At 33.9% G+C, this 17563-nt stretch carries 12 protein-coding genes and 1 tRNA gene; 9 read left to right on the top strand and 4 right to left on the bottom strand.

Annotated elements, in window-relative coordinates; genetic code table 11:
- Positions 1–18 precede the first annotated feature (18 nt).
- Positions 19–91, bottom strand: a tRNA-Lys gene (locus OM075_RS13005).
- Positions 92–311: 220 nt separating this feature from the next.
- On the opposite strand from OM075_RS13005, the gene amrB reads away from it, so the two are divergent.
- From amrB to OM075_RS13030, 5 genes are all read left to right on the top strand, one after another.
- On the top strand, positions 312–1715 hold the full coding sequence (gene amrB / locus OM075_RS13010; RefSeq protein ID WP_301190957.1) for an AmmeMemoRadiSam system protein B: 1404 nt from the start codon (positions 312–314) through the stop codon (positions 1713–1715).
- Positions 1716–1738: 23 nt separating this feature from the next.
- A complete protein-coding gene (locus OM075_RS13015; RefSeq protein WP_301190958.1) occupies positions 1739–2620 on the top strand; it encodes a metallophosphoesterase family protein in 882 nt (293 codons plus the stop codon).
- Positions 2601–3629: an AmmeMemoRadiSam system radical SAM enzyme gene (amrS, locus tag OM075_RS13020; RefSeq protein ID WP_301190959.1), complete on the top strand. Its 1029-nt coding sequence runs from the start codon at positions 2601–2603 to the stop codon at positions 3627–3629. Before OM075_RS13015 ends, amrS begins: the two co-directional genes overlap by 20 nt.
- 149 nt (positions 3630–3778) lie before the next feature.
- The gene (locus tag OM075_RS13025) at positions 3779–4951 is read left to right on the top strand and encodes an NAD(P)/FAD-dependent oxidoreductase (RefSeq protein WP_301190960.1); all 1173 of its coding nucleotides are present in this window, start codon (positions 3779–3781) and stop codon (positions 4949–4951) included.
- A 64-nt stretch (positions 4952–5015) separates the two neighbouring features.
- Positions 5016–6278 carry an arginine deiminase gene (locus OM075_RS13030; RefSeq protein ID WP_301190961.1) on the top strand — a complete coding sequence of 421 codons (1263 nt, stop codon included), beginning with the start codon at positions 5016–5018 and terminating at the stop codon, positions 6276–6278.
- Positions 6279–6407: 129 nt separating this feature from the next.
- Here the strand turns inward: OM075_RS13030 and OM075_RS13035 are convergent, their stop codons facing one another.
- Positions 6408–7007 (bottom strand): superoxide dismutase, encoded by a 600-nt coding sequence (locus OM075_RS13035; RefSeq protein WP_301190962.1) that lies wholly within the window; start codon positions 7005–7007, stop codon positions 6408–6410.
- A gap of 166 nt (positions 7008–7173) precedes the next feature.
- Here OM075_RS13035 and OM075_RS13040 point away from each other — a divergent pair, with 166 nt between their 5' ends.
- Positions 7174–8475 carry an MATE family efflux transporter gene (locus tag OM075_RS13040; RefSeq protein ID WP_301190963.1) on the top strand — a complete coding sequence of 434 codons (1302 nt, stop codon included), beginning with the start codon at positions 7174–7176 and terminating at the stop codon, positions 8473–8475.
- A gap of 81 nt (positions 8476–8556) precedes the next feature.
- On the top strand, positions 8557–9348 hold the full coding sequence (locus OM075_RS13045) for a hypothetical protein (RefSeq protein WP_301190964.1): 792 nt from the start codon (positions 8557–8559) through the stop codon (positions 9346–9348).
- A 67-nt stretch (positions 9349–9415) separates the two neighbouring features.
- On the opposite strand, the gene OM075_RS13050 is transcribed toward OM075_RS13045, so the two are convergent.
- A complete protein-coding gene (locus OM075_RS13050) occupies positions 9416–10327 on the bottom strand; it encodes a proline dehydrogenase family protein (RefSeq protein ID WP_301190965.1) in 912 nt (303 codons plus the stop codon).
- A gap of 418 nt (positions 10328–10745) precedes the next feature.
- On the opposite strand from OM075_RS13050, the gene OM075_RS13055 reads away from it, so the two are divergent.
- Positions 10746–15695, top strand: coding sequence for a PKD domain-containing protein (locus tag OM075_RS13055; RefSeq protein WP_301190966.1), 4950 nt, complete (start codon positions 10746–10748; stop codon positions 15693–15695).
- Positions 15696–15703: 8 nt separating this feature from the next.
- Positions 15704–16777, top strand: coding sequence for a PorP/SprF family type IX secretion system membrane protein (locus OM075_RS13060; protein WP_301190967.1), 1074 nt, complete (start codon positions 15704–15706; stop codon positions 16775–16777).
- A 110-nt stretch (positions 16778–16887) separates the two neighbouring features.
- Here OM075_RS13060 and OM075_RS13065 read toward each other — a convergent pair whose 3' ends face one another.
- Entirely contained in the window at positions 16888–17319 is a 432-nt protein-coding gene (locus tag OM075_RS13065) for an Hsp20/alpha crystallin family protein (protein WP_301190968.1), read from the bottom strand.
- Positions 17320–17563 lie beyond the last annotated feature (244 nt).

A 17563-nucleotide genomic window follows, 5' to 3' on the forward strand; every position in this document is an offset into this window, starting at 1 on the left:
ATTATCTTCAAATTTTAGTGATTCAGCTGGGGTTCGAACCCAGGACCCCATCCTTAAAAGGGATGTGCTCTACCAGCTGAGCTACTGAATCGCCTTATTGCGTTTTGTTATTTCGTTAACGCGGATGCAAAAGTAGAGGTTTTTTATAGAATACCAAACTTTAAAGATGAAAAAAATAAAAAAAATGATTTGTAATAATATATGAGTTCGAAAAACGACTCAAATATAGACTGTTGTGGCAATGAAAAAAAATAAAAAAATGTGGTAACTTTAATGGAGTAGATGAGGTTTGTAAAATAAAATATAGAAAAATGAATTGTGTAGATAGAGAACCTGTTGTTGCTGGGTCATTTTACGATTCAAATTCCAATAACTTAAAAAGTCAACTTAATGAGTTGTTTTCTGATTTTAAGGAAACCAAAGAAAATATTTCAGCATTAATAGTTCCGCATGCAGGTTATGTGTATTCAGGTAAGATAGCAGCAAGAGCCTACGCCATGCTTAATCCTGATACGGATTATGAAAATATCTTTATAATTGGCTCAAGTCATCATGTTTCTCTCTATGGTGCCTCAATTTATAATTTAGGTCATTATAAAACACCATTGGGACTGGTTCCCGTAAATTTAAATCTGGCTAATAAAATAATACAGTCGAGTAAGTATTTTGAATATAATAGAGGAGCTCATGCTGATGAACATACTCTAGAAGTTCAATTACCATTCTTGCAATATCAGTTAAAAAGCATTAAGCAAATAGTTCCAATTATTGTCGGAACACATAATCCTGATATTTTAAAAGAAATAGCTAAGATTCTACAACCATATTTTAATAGTTCAAACCTTTTTGTCATTAGTACCGATTTGTCTCATTATCCAACGGATAAAAACGCCAGAATAGTAGATGCCAGAACTGTTGATGCCATCTGTTCAAATCAAACTCAAAAATTAATGCAGGTGTTGGAAGAAAATAAAGAACTTAATATTTTAAATTTATATACCAGCTTATGTGGTTGGAGCTCAGTGCTTACATTAATGTACCTTACTCAGGGTAATGACAATATTAGTTATGAAAAAGTATTGTATGGAAATTCAGGTGAGGTTATGTCTCATGATACATCTAGGGTTGTTGGATATCAATCTATAGTAGTAACCAGAAATGAACAGAAAAGTATGGAAGAAATATCTGAAAAACATAAAAAACAATTACTTAAAGAAGCCCGATCTGCAATTGTAGATTATATAGATCATGATGATGATTTAGATTCACATGAAACTCCTCAAGAATTATTGAATTTTAATAGTGCATTTGTATCTGTTTATGTTTCCGGAGATCTTAGGGGCTGTATTGGTCAGTTTGATGCAGATATTGGTTTGGTGGATTTAGTTCGTAGAAATGCGGTTTCAGCTGCATTTGATGATAATAGGTTTTTACCAGTAGAAGTTGAAGAATTGGATGATTTAAACATCGAAATATCAGTTTTAACGCCAAAAAAGAAAATTACTAATATTGATGAAATTGTTTTGGGTAAACATGGTGTGTTTATTCAGAAGGGATGGAACAGAGGAACATTTTTGCCGCAAGTTGCTGAAAAAACAAATTGGAATATTGAAGATTTTATGGGACATTTAGCAAGAGATAAAGCTCACATAGGATGGGATGGTTGGAAGGATGCTGATATCTTTATATTTGAAGCAATTATTTTTTCAGAATAAAAGGATTTTATATGGTGCAAAAGATGAATCGTAGGCAATTTATTAAGACTGGAATAATATTAATTAGTGGACTTACTTTATTGCCGTCTTTTAGGTTACCTAAAAAAACGCTCAAATTTGGTTGGGTAACAGATATACATTATGCAGATGCTGATATTAAATGGGGAAGGTATTTTCGAGAAAGCACGGATAAATTACAGGAAGCAATTGATTTATTTAATACAAAGGAACTAGATTTTATTATAGAAACTGGAGATTTTAAAGATCAAACTACTCCACCTGTTGAAGAAAATACGCTGGTTTATTTAAGAAAGATAGAAGCTGTGTTTGCTAAATATAAAGGTCCAAGATATCATGTGCTCGGCAATCACGATATGGATTCTTTATCCAAGTCTCAGTTCTTGAACGAAATCGAAAATACGGATATTGAAAAAGATAAATCCTTTTATTATTTCGACAAAAACGATATGCGATTTGTTGTTCTAGATGCGTGTTATACAAAGAGGGGTAAAGATTATGATCATCATAATTACAGTTGGAAAGATGCTAATATTCCAAAACATCAACTGCTATGGTTAACAGATGTGCTTCAATCAAGTCCTTATCCTGTAGTTGTTTTTGTACATCAATTATTAGATGGAAAAGGAGATTTATATGTAAATAACTCCAGTAAAGTGCGTAAAATACTTGAAAATTCAGGAAATGTACTCGCAGTTTTTCAAGGGCATAAACACGAAGGTGATTTACAACTGATAAATGGGATCGTATATTTTACATTAAAAGCTATGGTTGAAGGTTCCGGAGAACAGAATAGTAGTTATAGTATTGTTTCAGTTGAGCCTTCAGGAACCATTAAGGTTGAAGGTTATCGAAAAGCTGAAAGCTATGAACTTAACAAATCATAATGATGAATATATTGCAAGCTATTGGAATGTTCAAGGTGATGCTGTCAAATGTTTGCTTTGTCCGCATGCCTGCATTTTAAAAGAAGGTGAAATCGGTATTTGTCGTACGCGACAGCATATTCAAAAAAAAATGGTTTCCATTGTTTATGGTTATCCATGTGCCGTACATATTGATCCGGTAGAAAAAAAGCCTCTTTATCATTTTTATCCTTCTTCCCAAACTTTATCTCTTTCAACAACAGGTTGTAATTTACGTTGTTTAAACTGTCAGAATTATACGATATCTCAACAAAATTTTAATAAAAAGGAATATAAATATATTTCACCTGACGATATTGTTGATATGGCCTTGGTGAATGATTGTCATTCGATTTCCTATACTTATACAGATCCCATTGTGTATTATGAGTACGCCAATGACATCGCTTTGATAGCTCAGCAAAAGGGATTAAAAAATATTATTGTTTCGGCAGGTTATATCAATAAAAAGCCTTTGAGAGAATGGTGTAAATATATTGATGCTGCAAATATCGACTTAAAATGTTTTAGCGATGAAAAATATCTCAAGCTTAGTAAAATTCATTTAAAAACAGTACTAAATACCTTGAAGGTTTTATTGGAGGAAAATGTTTATCTGGAAATAACAAATCTGATTATTCCTGAATACACCGACGATTTAAAAGAAATAAAGCAAATGTGTGAATGGTTGGTAGATAATGGTTTTTCACAAGTGCCTTTACATTTTAGTAAATTTTATGGAACTTATAAGTTGAAACATTTATCTGCAACGTCTTTGTCAACACTTGAAAGTGCCTATGCAATTGCAAAAGAGTCAGGTCTAAATTATGTTTATCTGGGTAATGTACAAAATCATAAAACTGAAAATACATTTTGTCCGGTCTGTAATCATTTGTTGATTGAACGAAGTGGATATTATGCCCGTGTATTGCATATTAATGATGGGAAATGCTCATATTGCAATACGCAGATATATGGAGAGTTCAAATAATATAACAAAACATTAAACATTTTTGGTTGCATATTCTTTATATAAAAAACTAACTTTAAAGGATCCAATCATATTGCCGGGTTAGCATTATTAATAATTATTGCTGTCATGTTAATGTGAATGGAAAACCCAATTAAAATATTCAGATTATGATAGTTAAGGATTTTGTTATTATAGGAGGTGGGATTGCAGGTTTATCTGCTATTAAATCAATAAGAGAAGAAGATACAGAAAGCTCTGTTTTATGGATTACAGATGAAGATAGACTTCCTTATAAAAGAACCAAAATAAACAAAAATATAGTTTCCGGTTTTGGCAAAGAGGATTTTGCTTTGATTGACCATGACTGGTTGGTGAATAATCATGTGGAGTTGTTATATGATCGAGTTGAAAATATTGATGTTGAACTACACGAGCTTGCGTTTAAGCACAGAGGTCATCTTCGATATAAAAAACTGATATTGGCTACAGGAAATAAACCAAATCAGCTTTTAGTAGATAATCTGCCAGAAGAAAAAATCTTTCATGTACATACTGCTCGTCAGGTCGAAAATATTATTCGATTTAGTAAAAAATCAATAAAGTATTTAATTATTGGAGCTGGTGTTGAGGGTGTTGAAACTGCTGATCAGCTCATTAAAATGAATAAAGAGGTTGTTTTAATTGATAGAAATAATACAGTTATAAAACGATTTTTAAATCAGAAATATTCTGATTTCTTGGTTGAATCAATTAAAAAGTCTGGCATTGAGTTTTATCCGAATATCACAGAGTTAAACTTTTCAGAGAGTGAATCAGGCAAATCAATATTGACATTTGATGATAAGAAGGTGGAGTTTGATGCTTTGATATTAACTCTAGGATATACACCAAATACAGATTTGGCAGTAAATGCCGAATTAAAATGTAACACTGGTATCTTAGTGAATGAGTATTTGCAAACATCAAATGAGGATATTTATGCCGCAGGAGATGTGGCAGAACATGTTACCGGCCAAATTACCGGTTTGTGGCATGCAGCTGAAAGACAAGGTTATATTGCAGGTAAAAATGCTATGGGTAAAGAAATTATCTTTAAGTTGGAGCCTTTTAGAATGAAGACTGAGGTATTTGATGAGTTTTATTTTTCGGTGAAGCCACAAGGAGATGAGGATGAGGTTGTAACTGAAGAAAAAGATACTGTTGTAAGAGATATTTATATAAAAGATGGAAAGGTTTTAGCGTTGTTCATGAAAAATGATGGTGCCAGGGCAAAGTTATATCAACAAGCAATAATGGAACAGTGGGAGTTTGATAAATTCAAGAATGAAATACCGCTGTAATTTATCAGCTTTTGTTTTAAAAGGATTGGTTATTTTCGTACCAATCCTTTTTTAATGAAATGATATGAGCAATATTATAGAAACTAAAGTATGTTCTGAAATTGGAGATATTGAAGGTGTAATATTACACACTCCGGGGAGTGAGGTAGAAAATATGACTCCGGGAAATGCAGAACGAGCTTTATATAGTGATATTTTAAACCTTTCGGTTGCAGAACAGGAATATAAGCAACTTAAACAGGTACTTAATAAAATTACCAAAACCTTTGAGGTAAAAGATCTATTAACGGAGATTCTTGAAATAAATGAAGTTAAGGAAAGTTTGGTTAATAATATCTGTAAATCAGAGAATGTAAAACCAATTAAATCCTCCTTATTAAGTTTAGAATCAGGAGAATTAGCCCGACAATTAATAGAAGGGGTACCATTAAATAAAACCACACTTACCGGATTTTTATCTGATGAAAGAAATGCATTGCGTCCTTTGCATAATTTCTTTTTTACAAGAGATGCTTCCATGTCGGTATATGATCATGTTTTAATTGGTAAAATGGCCAATAAAGTAAGAGAACGTGAATCGATGGTTATGGAGGCCATTTTTAATCATTCATCTAAAATCAAAAGTAAAACACTGAATCCATCATCAAGTAAACATCATAAAGATGAAATTACTATTGAAGGTGGCGATGTTTTGGTTGCCCGTGAAGATATTTTGGTAATTGGTACAGGACTAAGAACTACAACCCAGGGAATTGATTTTATTATTAAAAAAATCAAAAAGAATAAAGGGAAACACAGTATAGTAGTTCAGCAACTTCCATCAAAACCAGAAAGCTTTATTCATTTGGATATGGTTTTTACTCTTTTGGATAGAGATAAATGTATGGTTTACGATCCTATCATTATGCAACCCAATAAATATCAAACCATACTTATATCCATCGATAATGGTAAGGTGAAAAAAATAGAAAAGCAAAGTAATTTAGTGGATTGCCTAAGGGATTTAGGTATGCCATTAGAACCTGTTTATTGCGGAGGTAAAAAAGATATTTGGATTCAGGAAAGAGAGCAGTGGCATAGTGGGGCTAACTTTTTTGCCGTTGGACCAGGTAAAGTAATTGGATATGCTCGTAATGTGTACACTTTAGAAGAAATGAATAGCAATGGTTTTGAAATTATTGATGCTCAAAGTGTGGTTGATGGCAAAATACAATTATCAGATTACGAAAAATATGTGATTGCAATTAATGGTTCTGAATTGGCTAGAGGTGGAGGAGGAGCCAGATGTATGACCATGCCAATCAGAAGAAAAAAAGTAGATTGGTAAATTTGATCAGATTCTTTTATTGTTGTAAGTATTATAAATGATAATGGGGCGACTATCACAAGAAGATAGTCACCCCACATTACCCAGACAAAATAAACAAACTAACCTATTAAAACTTTATAAAGAATATTACTTTAAAAGCTTACTAACTTCATCCCAATTAACAACATTCCAGAATGCGCTAATGTAGTCAGGACGTAAATTTTGATACTTCAAATAATATGCATGCTCCCAAACATCAAGAGCTAGAACCGGAGTTCCTTTTACTTCAGCAAGATCCATTAAAGGATTATCTTGATTTGCTGTTGAAGTTATAACAAGACTATCGTCTTTTTGTTTAACCAACCAAGCCCAACCTGATCCAAATCTTGTTGCTGCAGCTTTAGAAAACTCATCTTTAAAGGCATCGAAAGATCCAAAGTTTTTTTCAATAGCCTGAAGAACTTCACCTGTTGGAACACCACCACCGTTTGGAGACATTACTTTCCAGAATAAATTGTGGTTGTAAAATCCACCACCATTATTTCGTACAGCAACAGATTGACCTGAAACTCCAGAAAGGATTTCTTCAATTGATTTTCCTTCCAAATCAGTTCCTTTAACAGCTGCGTTTAAGTTATTAGTGTATCCAGCATGGTGTTTGCTATGGTGAATTTCCATAGTTCTGGCATCAATATGTGGTTCTAGTGCATCGTATGCATAATCTAATTTTGGTAATTCAAATGACATAATTATAATATTTTATTGTTATACAATTTTTGTTAAGATTTTAATAGGATAAAAACATCTTATATTCGTTTTATATTAAAATCACAAGTAAAACATCAGTGTGAAGAAAATGTTTAGTGAAAGTTTAAAATTTTTATCTTCGCAGCTCAATTAATTTTTTTGTATTGTGCATAAGGATATACTTAAGTTGTCGATTCCCAATATTTTAACAAATCTTACAGTGCCACTTTTAAGTATGGTAGATTTACATTTAATGGGATATTTAAATTCAGAATTATTTATGGGAGCCGTAGCCTTGGGCGGTGTAATATTTAATTTTGTGTATTGGGGGTTTGCATTTTTGCGTATGAGTATAAGTGGTATTGCGGCTCAGGCATATGGAAGAAATGATAATCAGGGTGTCGCAATGGTGTTTTATCGTGGTTTATTTATTGCGTTGGCAGGTAGTTTACTGCTAATTATTTTTCAAGTTGGATTAGAGAAACTAAGTTTTGTAATATTAGAAGGTAGTGCGGATGTAAAGGAATTGGCTCGAAATTATTTTTATGTTCGTATTTGGGCGGCGCCAGCTGCTATTTCATTAATGGTAATAAATGGATGGTTTTTAGGAATGCAAAATGCATTTTATCCTATGTTAATTTCCGTATTGATTAATATTGTAAATATTGGCTGCAGTTTTTTATTTGTTAAAGAGTTTGGAATGCAGGAACGAGGTGTGGCCTTGGGATCAGTAATTGCACAGTATGTTGGATTTATTTTGGCCATTATTTTATTCCTGAAAAAATACAAATGGATATTGCATCACTTTAATGTTAAGGCTATTGCTGTTATATCTGAGTTTAAGAAGTTTTTAAATGTGAGCGGCGATATTTTTATCAGAACCTGGTGTGTTATTGCTGTTTTTACATTCTTCACCTCTCAATCTGCAGGGTTTGGAGATGTTGCTTTGGCAGCAAATAGTGCTTTGATTCAGTTTTTATTTTTGTTCTCATACTTTTTGGATGGTTTTGCCTATGCGGCAGAAGCTATTGTGGGAAAATTCTATGGAGCTAAGAATAAAGCAAAGTTAATTGAAGCTTCAAAAAAACTATTTTATTGGGGAGTTTTCTTCGGAGTAAGTTTTACTTCTGCTTATCTTTTCTTTGGAGATGCATTTTTAAGGTTGTTTACTAATAAACTTAATGTTTTGGCTGAGGCTGAAAAATATTTGTGGTGGTTGGTTTTTATTCCAATTGCCAGTTTTGGTTCGTTTATCTGGGATGGTATTTATATTGGTGCTACCGCTTCAAAAGCCATGCGAAATACAATGATCATATCCTCTGTTGTTTTCTTTTTTATACCTTACTATTTATTTCATAAAACACTAGGAGTTCATGCGCTTTGGATGGGAATGTTGCTGTTTATGCTTTCGCGAAGTGTTTCTCAATCACTTTTGGCCAAAAGAGCTGTTTATGTAAAATTGGAATAGAATTAAGAACGTTTGATCTTTTTGTAAGTGTAGTTTATAGTTGGCTTGTCATTATAGTAACTACTAAACTATATAATAATAATGATCAATTTTAAGCAAATCGTAATCATGCTTTTGTTGCTTATTCCAGCAACATCACTTATTTGTCAGGTAAGAGACATCAAAGAAGATATTAAAAACGATAAATCTTCTACTTCTTCATCTAAAAGTTATTCCTCAACATATTCATCTAATCGTTCTTCATCTTGTTATGAAGATGAGAGTTTTGGAGACTGGATAGCGGGCGAAATTTTTTACGGGATTGTAAAAGGTGTTGGTTTTGTGACTTATCAGGCTCAAAGCAATGTTTTGGAAAACAGAGATCGATATCCAAATATTATCTCATTTGAGGCAGGATTGGATTGGGGTACAACTTTTAGTGAAAATACATTGAACCCTTCAGTAAGACTGAATTGGGGAATATTTGCCTCTGATTTCAGGTATTCTGAATTAATGGACAACACAGGTCGTTTACGTTCATGGGATTGGCAAGTACTTGTTGTACGTGTGCCTATAAAGAACCTTAAGATTAATTATGGCATAGGATTTACTTCAATTCTCGATCCTGTAGAGTCGTATTTTGAAAGTTCTACGGGTTTTGATCTGAACTTAATCAATAGTAAACTGAATTTTAATGGAAACTATCGCTGGACAAAGCGTAAATCGGATGAAAGATACAGACAGGAAGTAAAAGTTACTGGTGATTTTACGGTGATTAATAATGGAACTTTCCATGTATCCCCGATGATTGGATGCACTTATCAGGAATATTTTGGTAAGCATCACTACTTGTTTTTAAATGCTGGTTTTAAGATACGTTTGGGTAAGAACTAAATTAAAAAGAAAACGGGTAAAGCCTTCCCCGACTTTACCCGCTCATAAACATAACCAATATATTAACCTAACCTTTTACAAAAATGGATTTAATAACATGTTGAGCCATTTTAGGATTTTCTTTTAATCTGCGAGTAGAATATCCAAACCAATCTTTTCCGTATGGAACATAAACTCTCATGTCATGACCTTCGCCAACAATACTATTTCTTAATTCAGGTGTTACTCCATATAACATCTGAAATTCATACATATCTTTAGGTACATTGTGTTTTTTAATTAATTCTAATGCACCATTTATTAATTTTTTATCATGGGTTGCAATACCAACATGTACTCCGTTAAATAATAATTTGTCAAGTATTTTTAAATAATTATCATTTATCTTTTTCGGATCTTTAATAGAAATATCTTCTGATTCTATATAAATTCCTTTACAAAGTCTGAAGTTTAAAGGAGAATCAGGAGTATGTAATTTTAATAAGTTATCTACATCACTTTCTGTTCTGTACAAATATGCTTGTATTACCAAACCTACATTGTGTGGAAATTCTAACTTTAATCTTTTGTATAAAGTCATTTCCAGATCAACACACTCAGCATCTTCCATGTCAATGCGAACAAAACTATTGTATTTAGCCGCTAAAGCGACAATAGTTCTTATGTTTTGGTAACATTTTTCAGGATCGATCAATAAACCAAAACTTGTTGGTTTTATAGAGTAGTTACCATTAATCTTTGCATTCTGAAAAGCATCAACAATTCTTAGATATTGGTCACGGTTTTCATCAGCCTGGCTAATGTTAGTAATAAATTCACCTAAGAGATCCACAGTTACTTTTACGCCATGCTCATTTAAGCTCTTAGAGGCCAGTATGGCTTCATCAATAGTTTCTCCGGCAATATATTTTTTTGAAAAAATCCAAACAAATTTTTTCGGGAAGTGCGGGATTACAGATGCTATTGCTTTATTTATCATATTCATAAATTAAATAACTAATGTAACTGTTGTTTGAGTTTTGACTCAACGAAGATTATTACGAAATAGGGTTCCGTTGATGGTGTAAAATTCCTTCTAAAAACAAATAAAAAAAATGACTAATCTCATCAAACCCCTATGTATGTTGCGTTTCTGACATAAATCATGTAATTTACAAAAATTAACAGTGTATTAAATATCGATGGGAGATTAAGGTTTTATATGCTATCATGTGAGATGTCTCTATTTAACAAAATTAAACTGATGATTTTCTTACGTTAATAATTGTGAAGGAAATGTCTGACAGTTATTTAGGTTTAAACTTTTATTTTTCACTACTCATCGAAAAAAAAAGTCATTTCATCAAAACTATTTTATAAAATGCTCGTTTAATAGCGTAACACAAAACAAGACCAAGGTGAAGAATCAACACAACACAACAAAACACCTGGTTGCATTATTAATATTGACATTTAGTTATTTGCATGGTATGTATGCTCAGGATTGCGCGTACCTGTCAAAGGCAAATGATATTTTTCCGGATGGGAAGTGTGCACCTGTAACTGTTCAGTGGGAGGTGACATACAGAGGTGTCGGTTATAGTGGAACAGGTAAAATAGAAATTCAATATGATTGGGATGATGGTAATCCTGTGGAAGTCATTGAGGCTACTTTAAATGATGCCGGACTAAAGGAATATATTGCCACGCATTCGCATGTCTATCCAACTACAGGTGATGTTTGTAATTATCATCCAAGGGCAACTTTGGTTGTTAATGGTACAGTTTGTACAAGTTCTGTTCAGGAACAGATTGTTACTGTTTGGGATACGGATGATAGAAATGGTGGGGAATTAGCGATAGATCCTAAAGTTTATCCTATTTGTGTTGGCAATGGAGCTACGTTTAATTTTACAGACAATAGCCAATGGAATTGTACGCCACCTGATGAAAATGACGTTGTTAATAACGAGGATCGTTGGATTCAGTGGATTTACGGAACTGGTGGAACAACCATTACTGATGCTCAGGTTGGAGGAGTTGTTCGTGCATATCCTTTTACCGGAAGTATAGATTATATTCCAGGTCCTGTTGAAGGGCCAATTGCTCCGTATAATACATCTCTTGATATTACCATTCCGGATTATTATCCTGTGGGTTCCTTTTTTGAAGTGACCTTGCGTAACTGGAATGTTTGTAATCCTTATGATGCTGACTTATCGGATGGTTTACCGCCTTCTGATGTTTTGAATGGAGATTATCCTCCGGTAACAACAACTGCTATGGCTCTTATTGTTGCGCTTCCAGATGCAACAATTCAAAATGTACCGGCTGTTTGTGTTTCAGATGATCCTTTTTATTTAATAGCAGCAGATGCCGGAGGGCAATGGAGTGGTCCAGGTATAGCAAATACAACTAGTTCTTTATTCGACCCGAAACTAGCGGGACCAGGAACTCATACGATTACTTATTCTATTATTGATGCCAATGGTTGTTCGGATATAGGCACTGTTGATATTACTGTTCTTGGAGGGCCAACTGCAAATATTTTGCAGGGAGATCAGGTTAGTCTTTGTCCGGGGGTAAATATTGCGTTGGATGGAAATCCTTCCGGAGGTCTGTCACCATATTCACATCTTTGGAAAGGAGATATAGTTTATTTGGATGATACATCAATACAAACACCTGACTTTTCAACTACATCTGTGGGGGCTTATGAACTTGTTTATAAGGTTACTGATGATAATGGCTGTTTTGATGAAGATACTCTAGATATTAATGTGGAGGCTGTGAATATTTCATTTGCTAATCCAACAATAGTCGTATGTCAAGGTGAAATCATAACGCTTAATCCGGCACCCTCTGGTGGTTCGGAAGCTTTTGTTTTTCATCAATGGACAGGAATACGTATTGATAAATTGTCAGATACAAGCATTCAAAACCCTGTGTTTACCACTGATGAAACAGGTACTTTTACTTTTACTTATACCGTCCGTGATTCTCAAAATTGTGAAGATTCCGATGATATTACTGTCATCGTAAATGAGAAACCTATAGCTAATGCTGGTTTAGATATTGAAATATGTGGTTTGCAAACAGCTTTAAATGCTACAGCAAGTGTTGGTTCTGGTATGTGGAAAGTAGTTAGTGGTTCTGGTTTATTATCATTTACGGGTTTTGATATTCCTGATCCTTCAATTACTTCAGATAGTTATGGAGATTATACATTAAGATGGATCGAAGATAATAACTCCTGTATGGATTCTGCAGATATTCAGGTAAGATTCATAGAAACGCCAATGCCAACAGTAATGGCTGATAAAGATACGTGTGGGTTAAGTATGAAATTGATTGCTGAAGCCCATGTTGGAACAAGTATCTGGAAAAAAACAGAGGGACCTGGAAATGCTACTTTTTCTCAGGAGTTAAATGATACCACAATGGTTCAGGTAGATATTCCTGGAGTCTACAAATTTGCTTATGTTGAGGATAATGGTGGTGGTTGTATCGGAAGCGATACCGTTGAAATTAATTTTTATCAAATACCAGAGGCTATAATTACACCACCTCCTGCAGTTCAATGTACACCTTTCGAAATTCAGTTCGAAAATAATTCATTAAATGCAGACACTTATTATTGGGATTTTGGCAATGGAAATATCTCAGCGGAAGAAGATCCTATACAAACATTTAGCAATAACACTCCCAATCCGGTAAGTTATAATATAAAGCTTATTACAAATACATTAAACGGATGTTCGGATACTCTAAATACTGCGATAACCATTGCTCCGGCACCGGTTTCGTATTTTGAAATGAATAATTCTGTTGGGTGTAGTCCATTAACAACAGATTTTATTAATAAATCTCAAGGTGCAGATAATTATGAATGGACGTTTGGTGACGGATCTGCAGCAGAAACAACTGAGCATGCAACACATACTTTTGTAAATGAAGAAACTTTTATACAGAGTTTTGGGGTTCAGTTGGTTGTAAATAATAGTTATGGATGTACAGATACTTCAAAATTGTTTACCACTGTTTATCCTCGTCAGAATTTTAATTTAGTGGCAACTCCCGATAGCGGTTGTTCACCTTTGAGTGTTAGTTTTATTGCAGATCCTGGCGGATTCAAGTATGAATGGGATATGGGTGATGGAAATGTTAATCAGGGAGTGAATCAAAATGTACAACTGTATACCAATGAGTCAACAGGTAAAGAGGAGCATACAGTGACTTTATATACCACATCTGTATATGGTTGTATTGATACCACAGAGGTAGATGTAACAGTATTGCCATCACCAACAACTTATTTCGAACCTAATGATTTTGCAATATGTTCACCTAAGCAGGTAACTTTTATTAATCACACTGAGGATATTGAAACTTCATATTGGGATTTTGGTGATGGAAATAATTTAAGTGTAACAGGTAGTCAACAAGTTGATCATACCTATGTAAATAATAATTTATTCGCACAGAATTATCAAATAAGACTAGTAACCGAAAATGCTTTTGGTTGTAAAGATTCAATGGATGGTTTTACAACTGTAAATCCAGCAGTTACTGCCTCTATTTCAGGAGGAGCAACAGCCTGTTCTCCATATGCCGTTCAGTTTTTGAATGAGTCAGTTGGTGCTGTGAGTTATTTCTGGGATTTTGATGATGGTAATACTTCAAATAATATAATTGGAGTTCATGTTTTTGAAAATCCAGGTGATGATTCAATGGACTTTAATGTGAGTATGATTGCAAACTCTGCCTATGGCTGCAGTGATACAGCATATGCAACAGTAACAGTTCTGCCATCGCCGGATACATATTTTGAGCCCAATGACTTTTCTGTCTGCTCACCAAAATTGGTTGAGTTTACCAACTATACTGAGAATATTACATCGTCGCAATGGACTTTTGGTGATGGAGCAATAGAAACGGTGGATGGAAATCAGAGTATTACTCATACCTATTATAATGATAAGTTTACACCTCTTGATTATCGTATTCGTTTGATAACCGAAAATGCTTTTGGTTGTAGAGACTCAATGGATGGATACACCAGTGTAAATCCAAATGTTCAAGCTGTTATAACAGGTTCAGGAGAGGGTTGTACTCCATTAGAAGTTAGCTTAGGTAACGAATCAATTGGAGCAAATGAATTTTTATGGAATTATGGAGATGGAAATACATCTGCAAATTATTTGGGTTTAAATACTTTTGAAAACAATTCAGATGATGATCAGGAGTATGAAGTATCATTGATTGCAACATCTATTTATGGTTGTGTGGATACTGCATATACCAATGTAAATGTATTTGCCACACCAAAGCCTTCATTTATTGTTACGCCGGAATATCAGCAAATGCCTGCATCTACTGTAGATATAGATAATACAACACCCGGAAATCAATGGAGTTACGAGTGGCATTTTGGTGATGGAGAGACTTCGGATTTATCAGAGCCGGGATCGCACACTTATGTAAATTCGGGTGCTTTTACTATTACATTAAAAGCTTACGATGGACAATGTTCGAATACAACGGAACATGAGATTGAAATTGCTCCTAATATTCCAGCTGTTTCATATGGACCGTCTTCGGAAGGTTGTCCAGCTTTAACTGTTGAATTTTATAGTGAAACTTTAGATGCTGAGAATTTCTTTTGGGAGTTTGGGGATGGAAATGTATCTGCAGAACCTAATCCCGTACATACTTATTACACGCCAGGTGAATATAATGTTAAATTAACAGTAACAGGTCCGGGAGGACAAACCATTAAGGATGATTTAATGGTGAATGTATTCCCACAACCAACTGCTTTTTTCGAAGCTTATCCAAAAGTAGTAACCATCCCTGGTCAGAGTGTAACTTTTGCGAACAAATCAGTTGAGGCAGATTCTTATGTATGGAATTTTGGAAATGGAGATACTTCAACAGAGCAAAATCCGGTTTACGAATATTCCGAAGCAGGTAACTATGATGTGACATTGGAAGCAACAAATGATTATGGATGCTTTGATGTTTATGAGTTAAATGAACCTATTATTGCCATAGAGGGTGGTGAAATTGCTTTTCCTAATGCATTTACACCAAATCCCGGAGGTGATAGTAGTGGGGAATACGTTTTTGGAGATAAGAATAACCATGTATTTTATCCTGCTGTTCAGGAGGGTATTGAAGAATACAAACTACAGATATTCTCAAGGTGGGGACAATTGATATTTGAAAGTCATGATATTAAAATAGGGTGGAATGGATACTATAAAGGAAGCCTTTGTGCTCAGGGAGTTTATATCTGGAAAGTAACTTGCAGGTTTGGTACCGGTCAGGTGAAAGTGTATACTGGTGATGTAACATTAATAAGATAGGATAGGGGATGATGTCAGGAATATTAAAACATACTTTTTTATCTGTTGCATTGTTGTTTGTCTTTGTTCAACTAAGGGCTCAGGATCCGCATTTCTCACAATTTTATGCTAATCCATTGTATATGAGTCCCTCGTTAGCTGGATCTACAGATGGAGGTCGTTTGGTGGCAAATTACAGAAATCAGTGGCCAGGTGTTAATACGGCCTACAAAACCTATGCTGTTTCATTCGATAATTTTTTTCATACTATTAATAGTGGAATTGGATTAATGCTTTATCAGGATGTAGCTGGTTCTGCAGGATTAACAACCAGTCAGTTTGGGTTTCAATATAGCTATAATCTGGTATTGAACGACGAGTGGCAGGTAATTCCCGGATTGCAGTTTACTTACGGAAATAAATCTATTGATTTTAGTAAGCTAAATTTTGGTGATGAGATGATTGGTACCGGAGGTTCAGGTTCCTGGCAAAGACTGAATAATGAAAAGGCCAATTACATCGATTTTGCATCTTCTGTATTTTTATATAGTTCAAAATATTGGTTTGGTTTAACCGTTGATCATCTGGCTCAACCTAATTATACATTCTTGAATGAAGAAATGAAAATGTCTCTTAAGTACGTTTTATTTGGAGGGATGAATATTTGGACAGAAAGAAGTAGGACCAAGGGGGTAAGTAGATCATTTTCGTTTAGTTACAGGTTTCAGCATCAGTTAAAGAATACACAAACCGATTTAGGGGTTTATTGGCATAATGATCCTTTAGAGATTGGTGTTTGGTACAGAGGTGTGCCTTTTATATCTACAGATAGAGCAAGTAATGTAAATCAGGATGCTATTGTAGCTTTGTTATCCTATAATTATGGACCTTTTCGCATCGGTTATAGTTATGATGTGTCGATCTCAGGTTTGGGATGGAATGCTCAGGGAGCTCATGAATTATCCTTAATATTTGAATTTAATCAAAGAGGAAGTTTAAGAATGAATGGCAAGCGACCAGCGCTTCCTTGTTCTGAGACAGCAAATCCATTGTCGAGTACATCCAGAAGTAAATACAAGAGATCGCGTAGACGAATTTTTTAAGATGGCATTGTAATTAAAATTAAAATATACCTCTAATCTTAAATTATAAAAATATAAAGCCCGGAAGTACTAACTTGCCGGGCTTTAATTTTTATGAGTAATATATGTTGTTATGAAATCTCTACCATTCGTGCAGGTCTTGGCTTTACTTCTTCTCGTTTTGGAAGAGTAATGTTTAAAACGCCATTTTCATATGCAGCGGTAATGTTACCATCTTCAACTTTTTGTTTAGGAACAACAAAGCTTCTTGAAAATCCAGCATAGTTAAACTCTTGTTTTGAATATTTTACTGTCTCTTTTTCTTCAGATTTCTTTGCAGAAACAGTAAGTTTTCCATTGTTATATTCAATGTTAAAATCTTCTTTATTTAATCCCGGAGCAGCAAGTTCAATAACAAATTTGTCATCGTTTTCAAGGATATTTACAGCTGGTAATGACTGGCTACCGCAATATAATCCGTTTTGATTCATGTAAAAATCTCCATTCATAAAGTTATTCCATAATGAATCATAATCTCTGTTTACTTTTCTAACTAGTGTCATAACTAAAATCTCCTATTTTAAATTTTTAATATTTCAATAATTAATTCTGAACACTTTATTTCAAATGAAATGCCATATGATAAAAAAGGTAAAAGAGGCAGAATAATGGACTATGTAATGACAAAATGGCTTATATTGCAGTCCTAGTGGTGACAAAATGGCTTAAAGAAGCTGGTTTTTTGAAAATATGCAAAGGAATTTTAAATATTGAGGAGCAGACCTTCTTAAAATTCTAATGTTTTCT

Origin of the sequence: Plebeiibacterium sediminum (assembly GCF_026013605.1) — a bacterium.
In the GTDB taxonomy this organism is placed as follows: Bacteria; Bacteroidota; Bacteroidia; order Bacteroidales; family Marinilabiliaceae; genus Saccharicrinis; species Saccharicrinis sediminus.

Bases quoted from the DNA above. Each gene is read 5' to 3' on its own strand.
- amrB (WP_301190957.1), top strand. From the start codon at position 312: ATGAATTGTGTAGATAGAGAACCTGTTGTTGCTGGGTCATTTTACGAT.
- OM075_RS13015 (WP_301190958.1), top strand. From the start codon at position 1,739: ATGAATCGTAGGCAATTTATTAAGACTGGAATAATATTAATTAGTGGA.
- amrS (WP_301190959.1), top strand. From the start codon at position 2,601: ATGAACTTAACAAATCATAATGATGAATATATTGCAAGCTATTGGAAT.
- OM075_RS13025 (WP_301190960.1), top strand. From the start codon at position 3,779: ATGATAGTTAAGGATTTTGTTATTATAGGAGGTGGGATTGCAGGTTTA.
- OM075_RS13030 (WP_301190961.1), top strand. From the start codon at position 5,016: ATGAGCAATATTATAGAAACTAAAGTATGTTCTGAAATTGGAGATATT.
- OM075_RS13035 (WP_301190962.1), bottom strand. From the start codon at position 7,007: ATGTCATTTGAATTACCAAAATTAGATTATGCATACGATGCACTAGAA.
- OM075_RS13045 (WP_301190964.1), top strand. From the start codon at position 8,557: ATGATCAATTTTAAGCAAATCGTAATCATGCTTTTGTTGCTTATTCCA.
- OM075_RS13050 (WP_301190965.1), bottom strand. From the start codon at position 10,327: ATGATAAATAAAGCAATAGCATCTGTAATCCCGCACTTCCCGAAAAAA.
- OM075_RS13060 (WP_301190967.1), top strand. From the start codon at position 15,704: ATGATGTCAGGAATATTAAAACATACTTTTTTATCTGTTGCATTGTTG.
- OM075_RS13065 (WP_301190968.1), bottom strand. From the start codon at position 17,319: ATGACACTAGTTAGAAAAGTAAACAGAGATTATGATTCATTATGGAAT.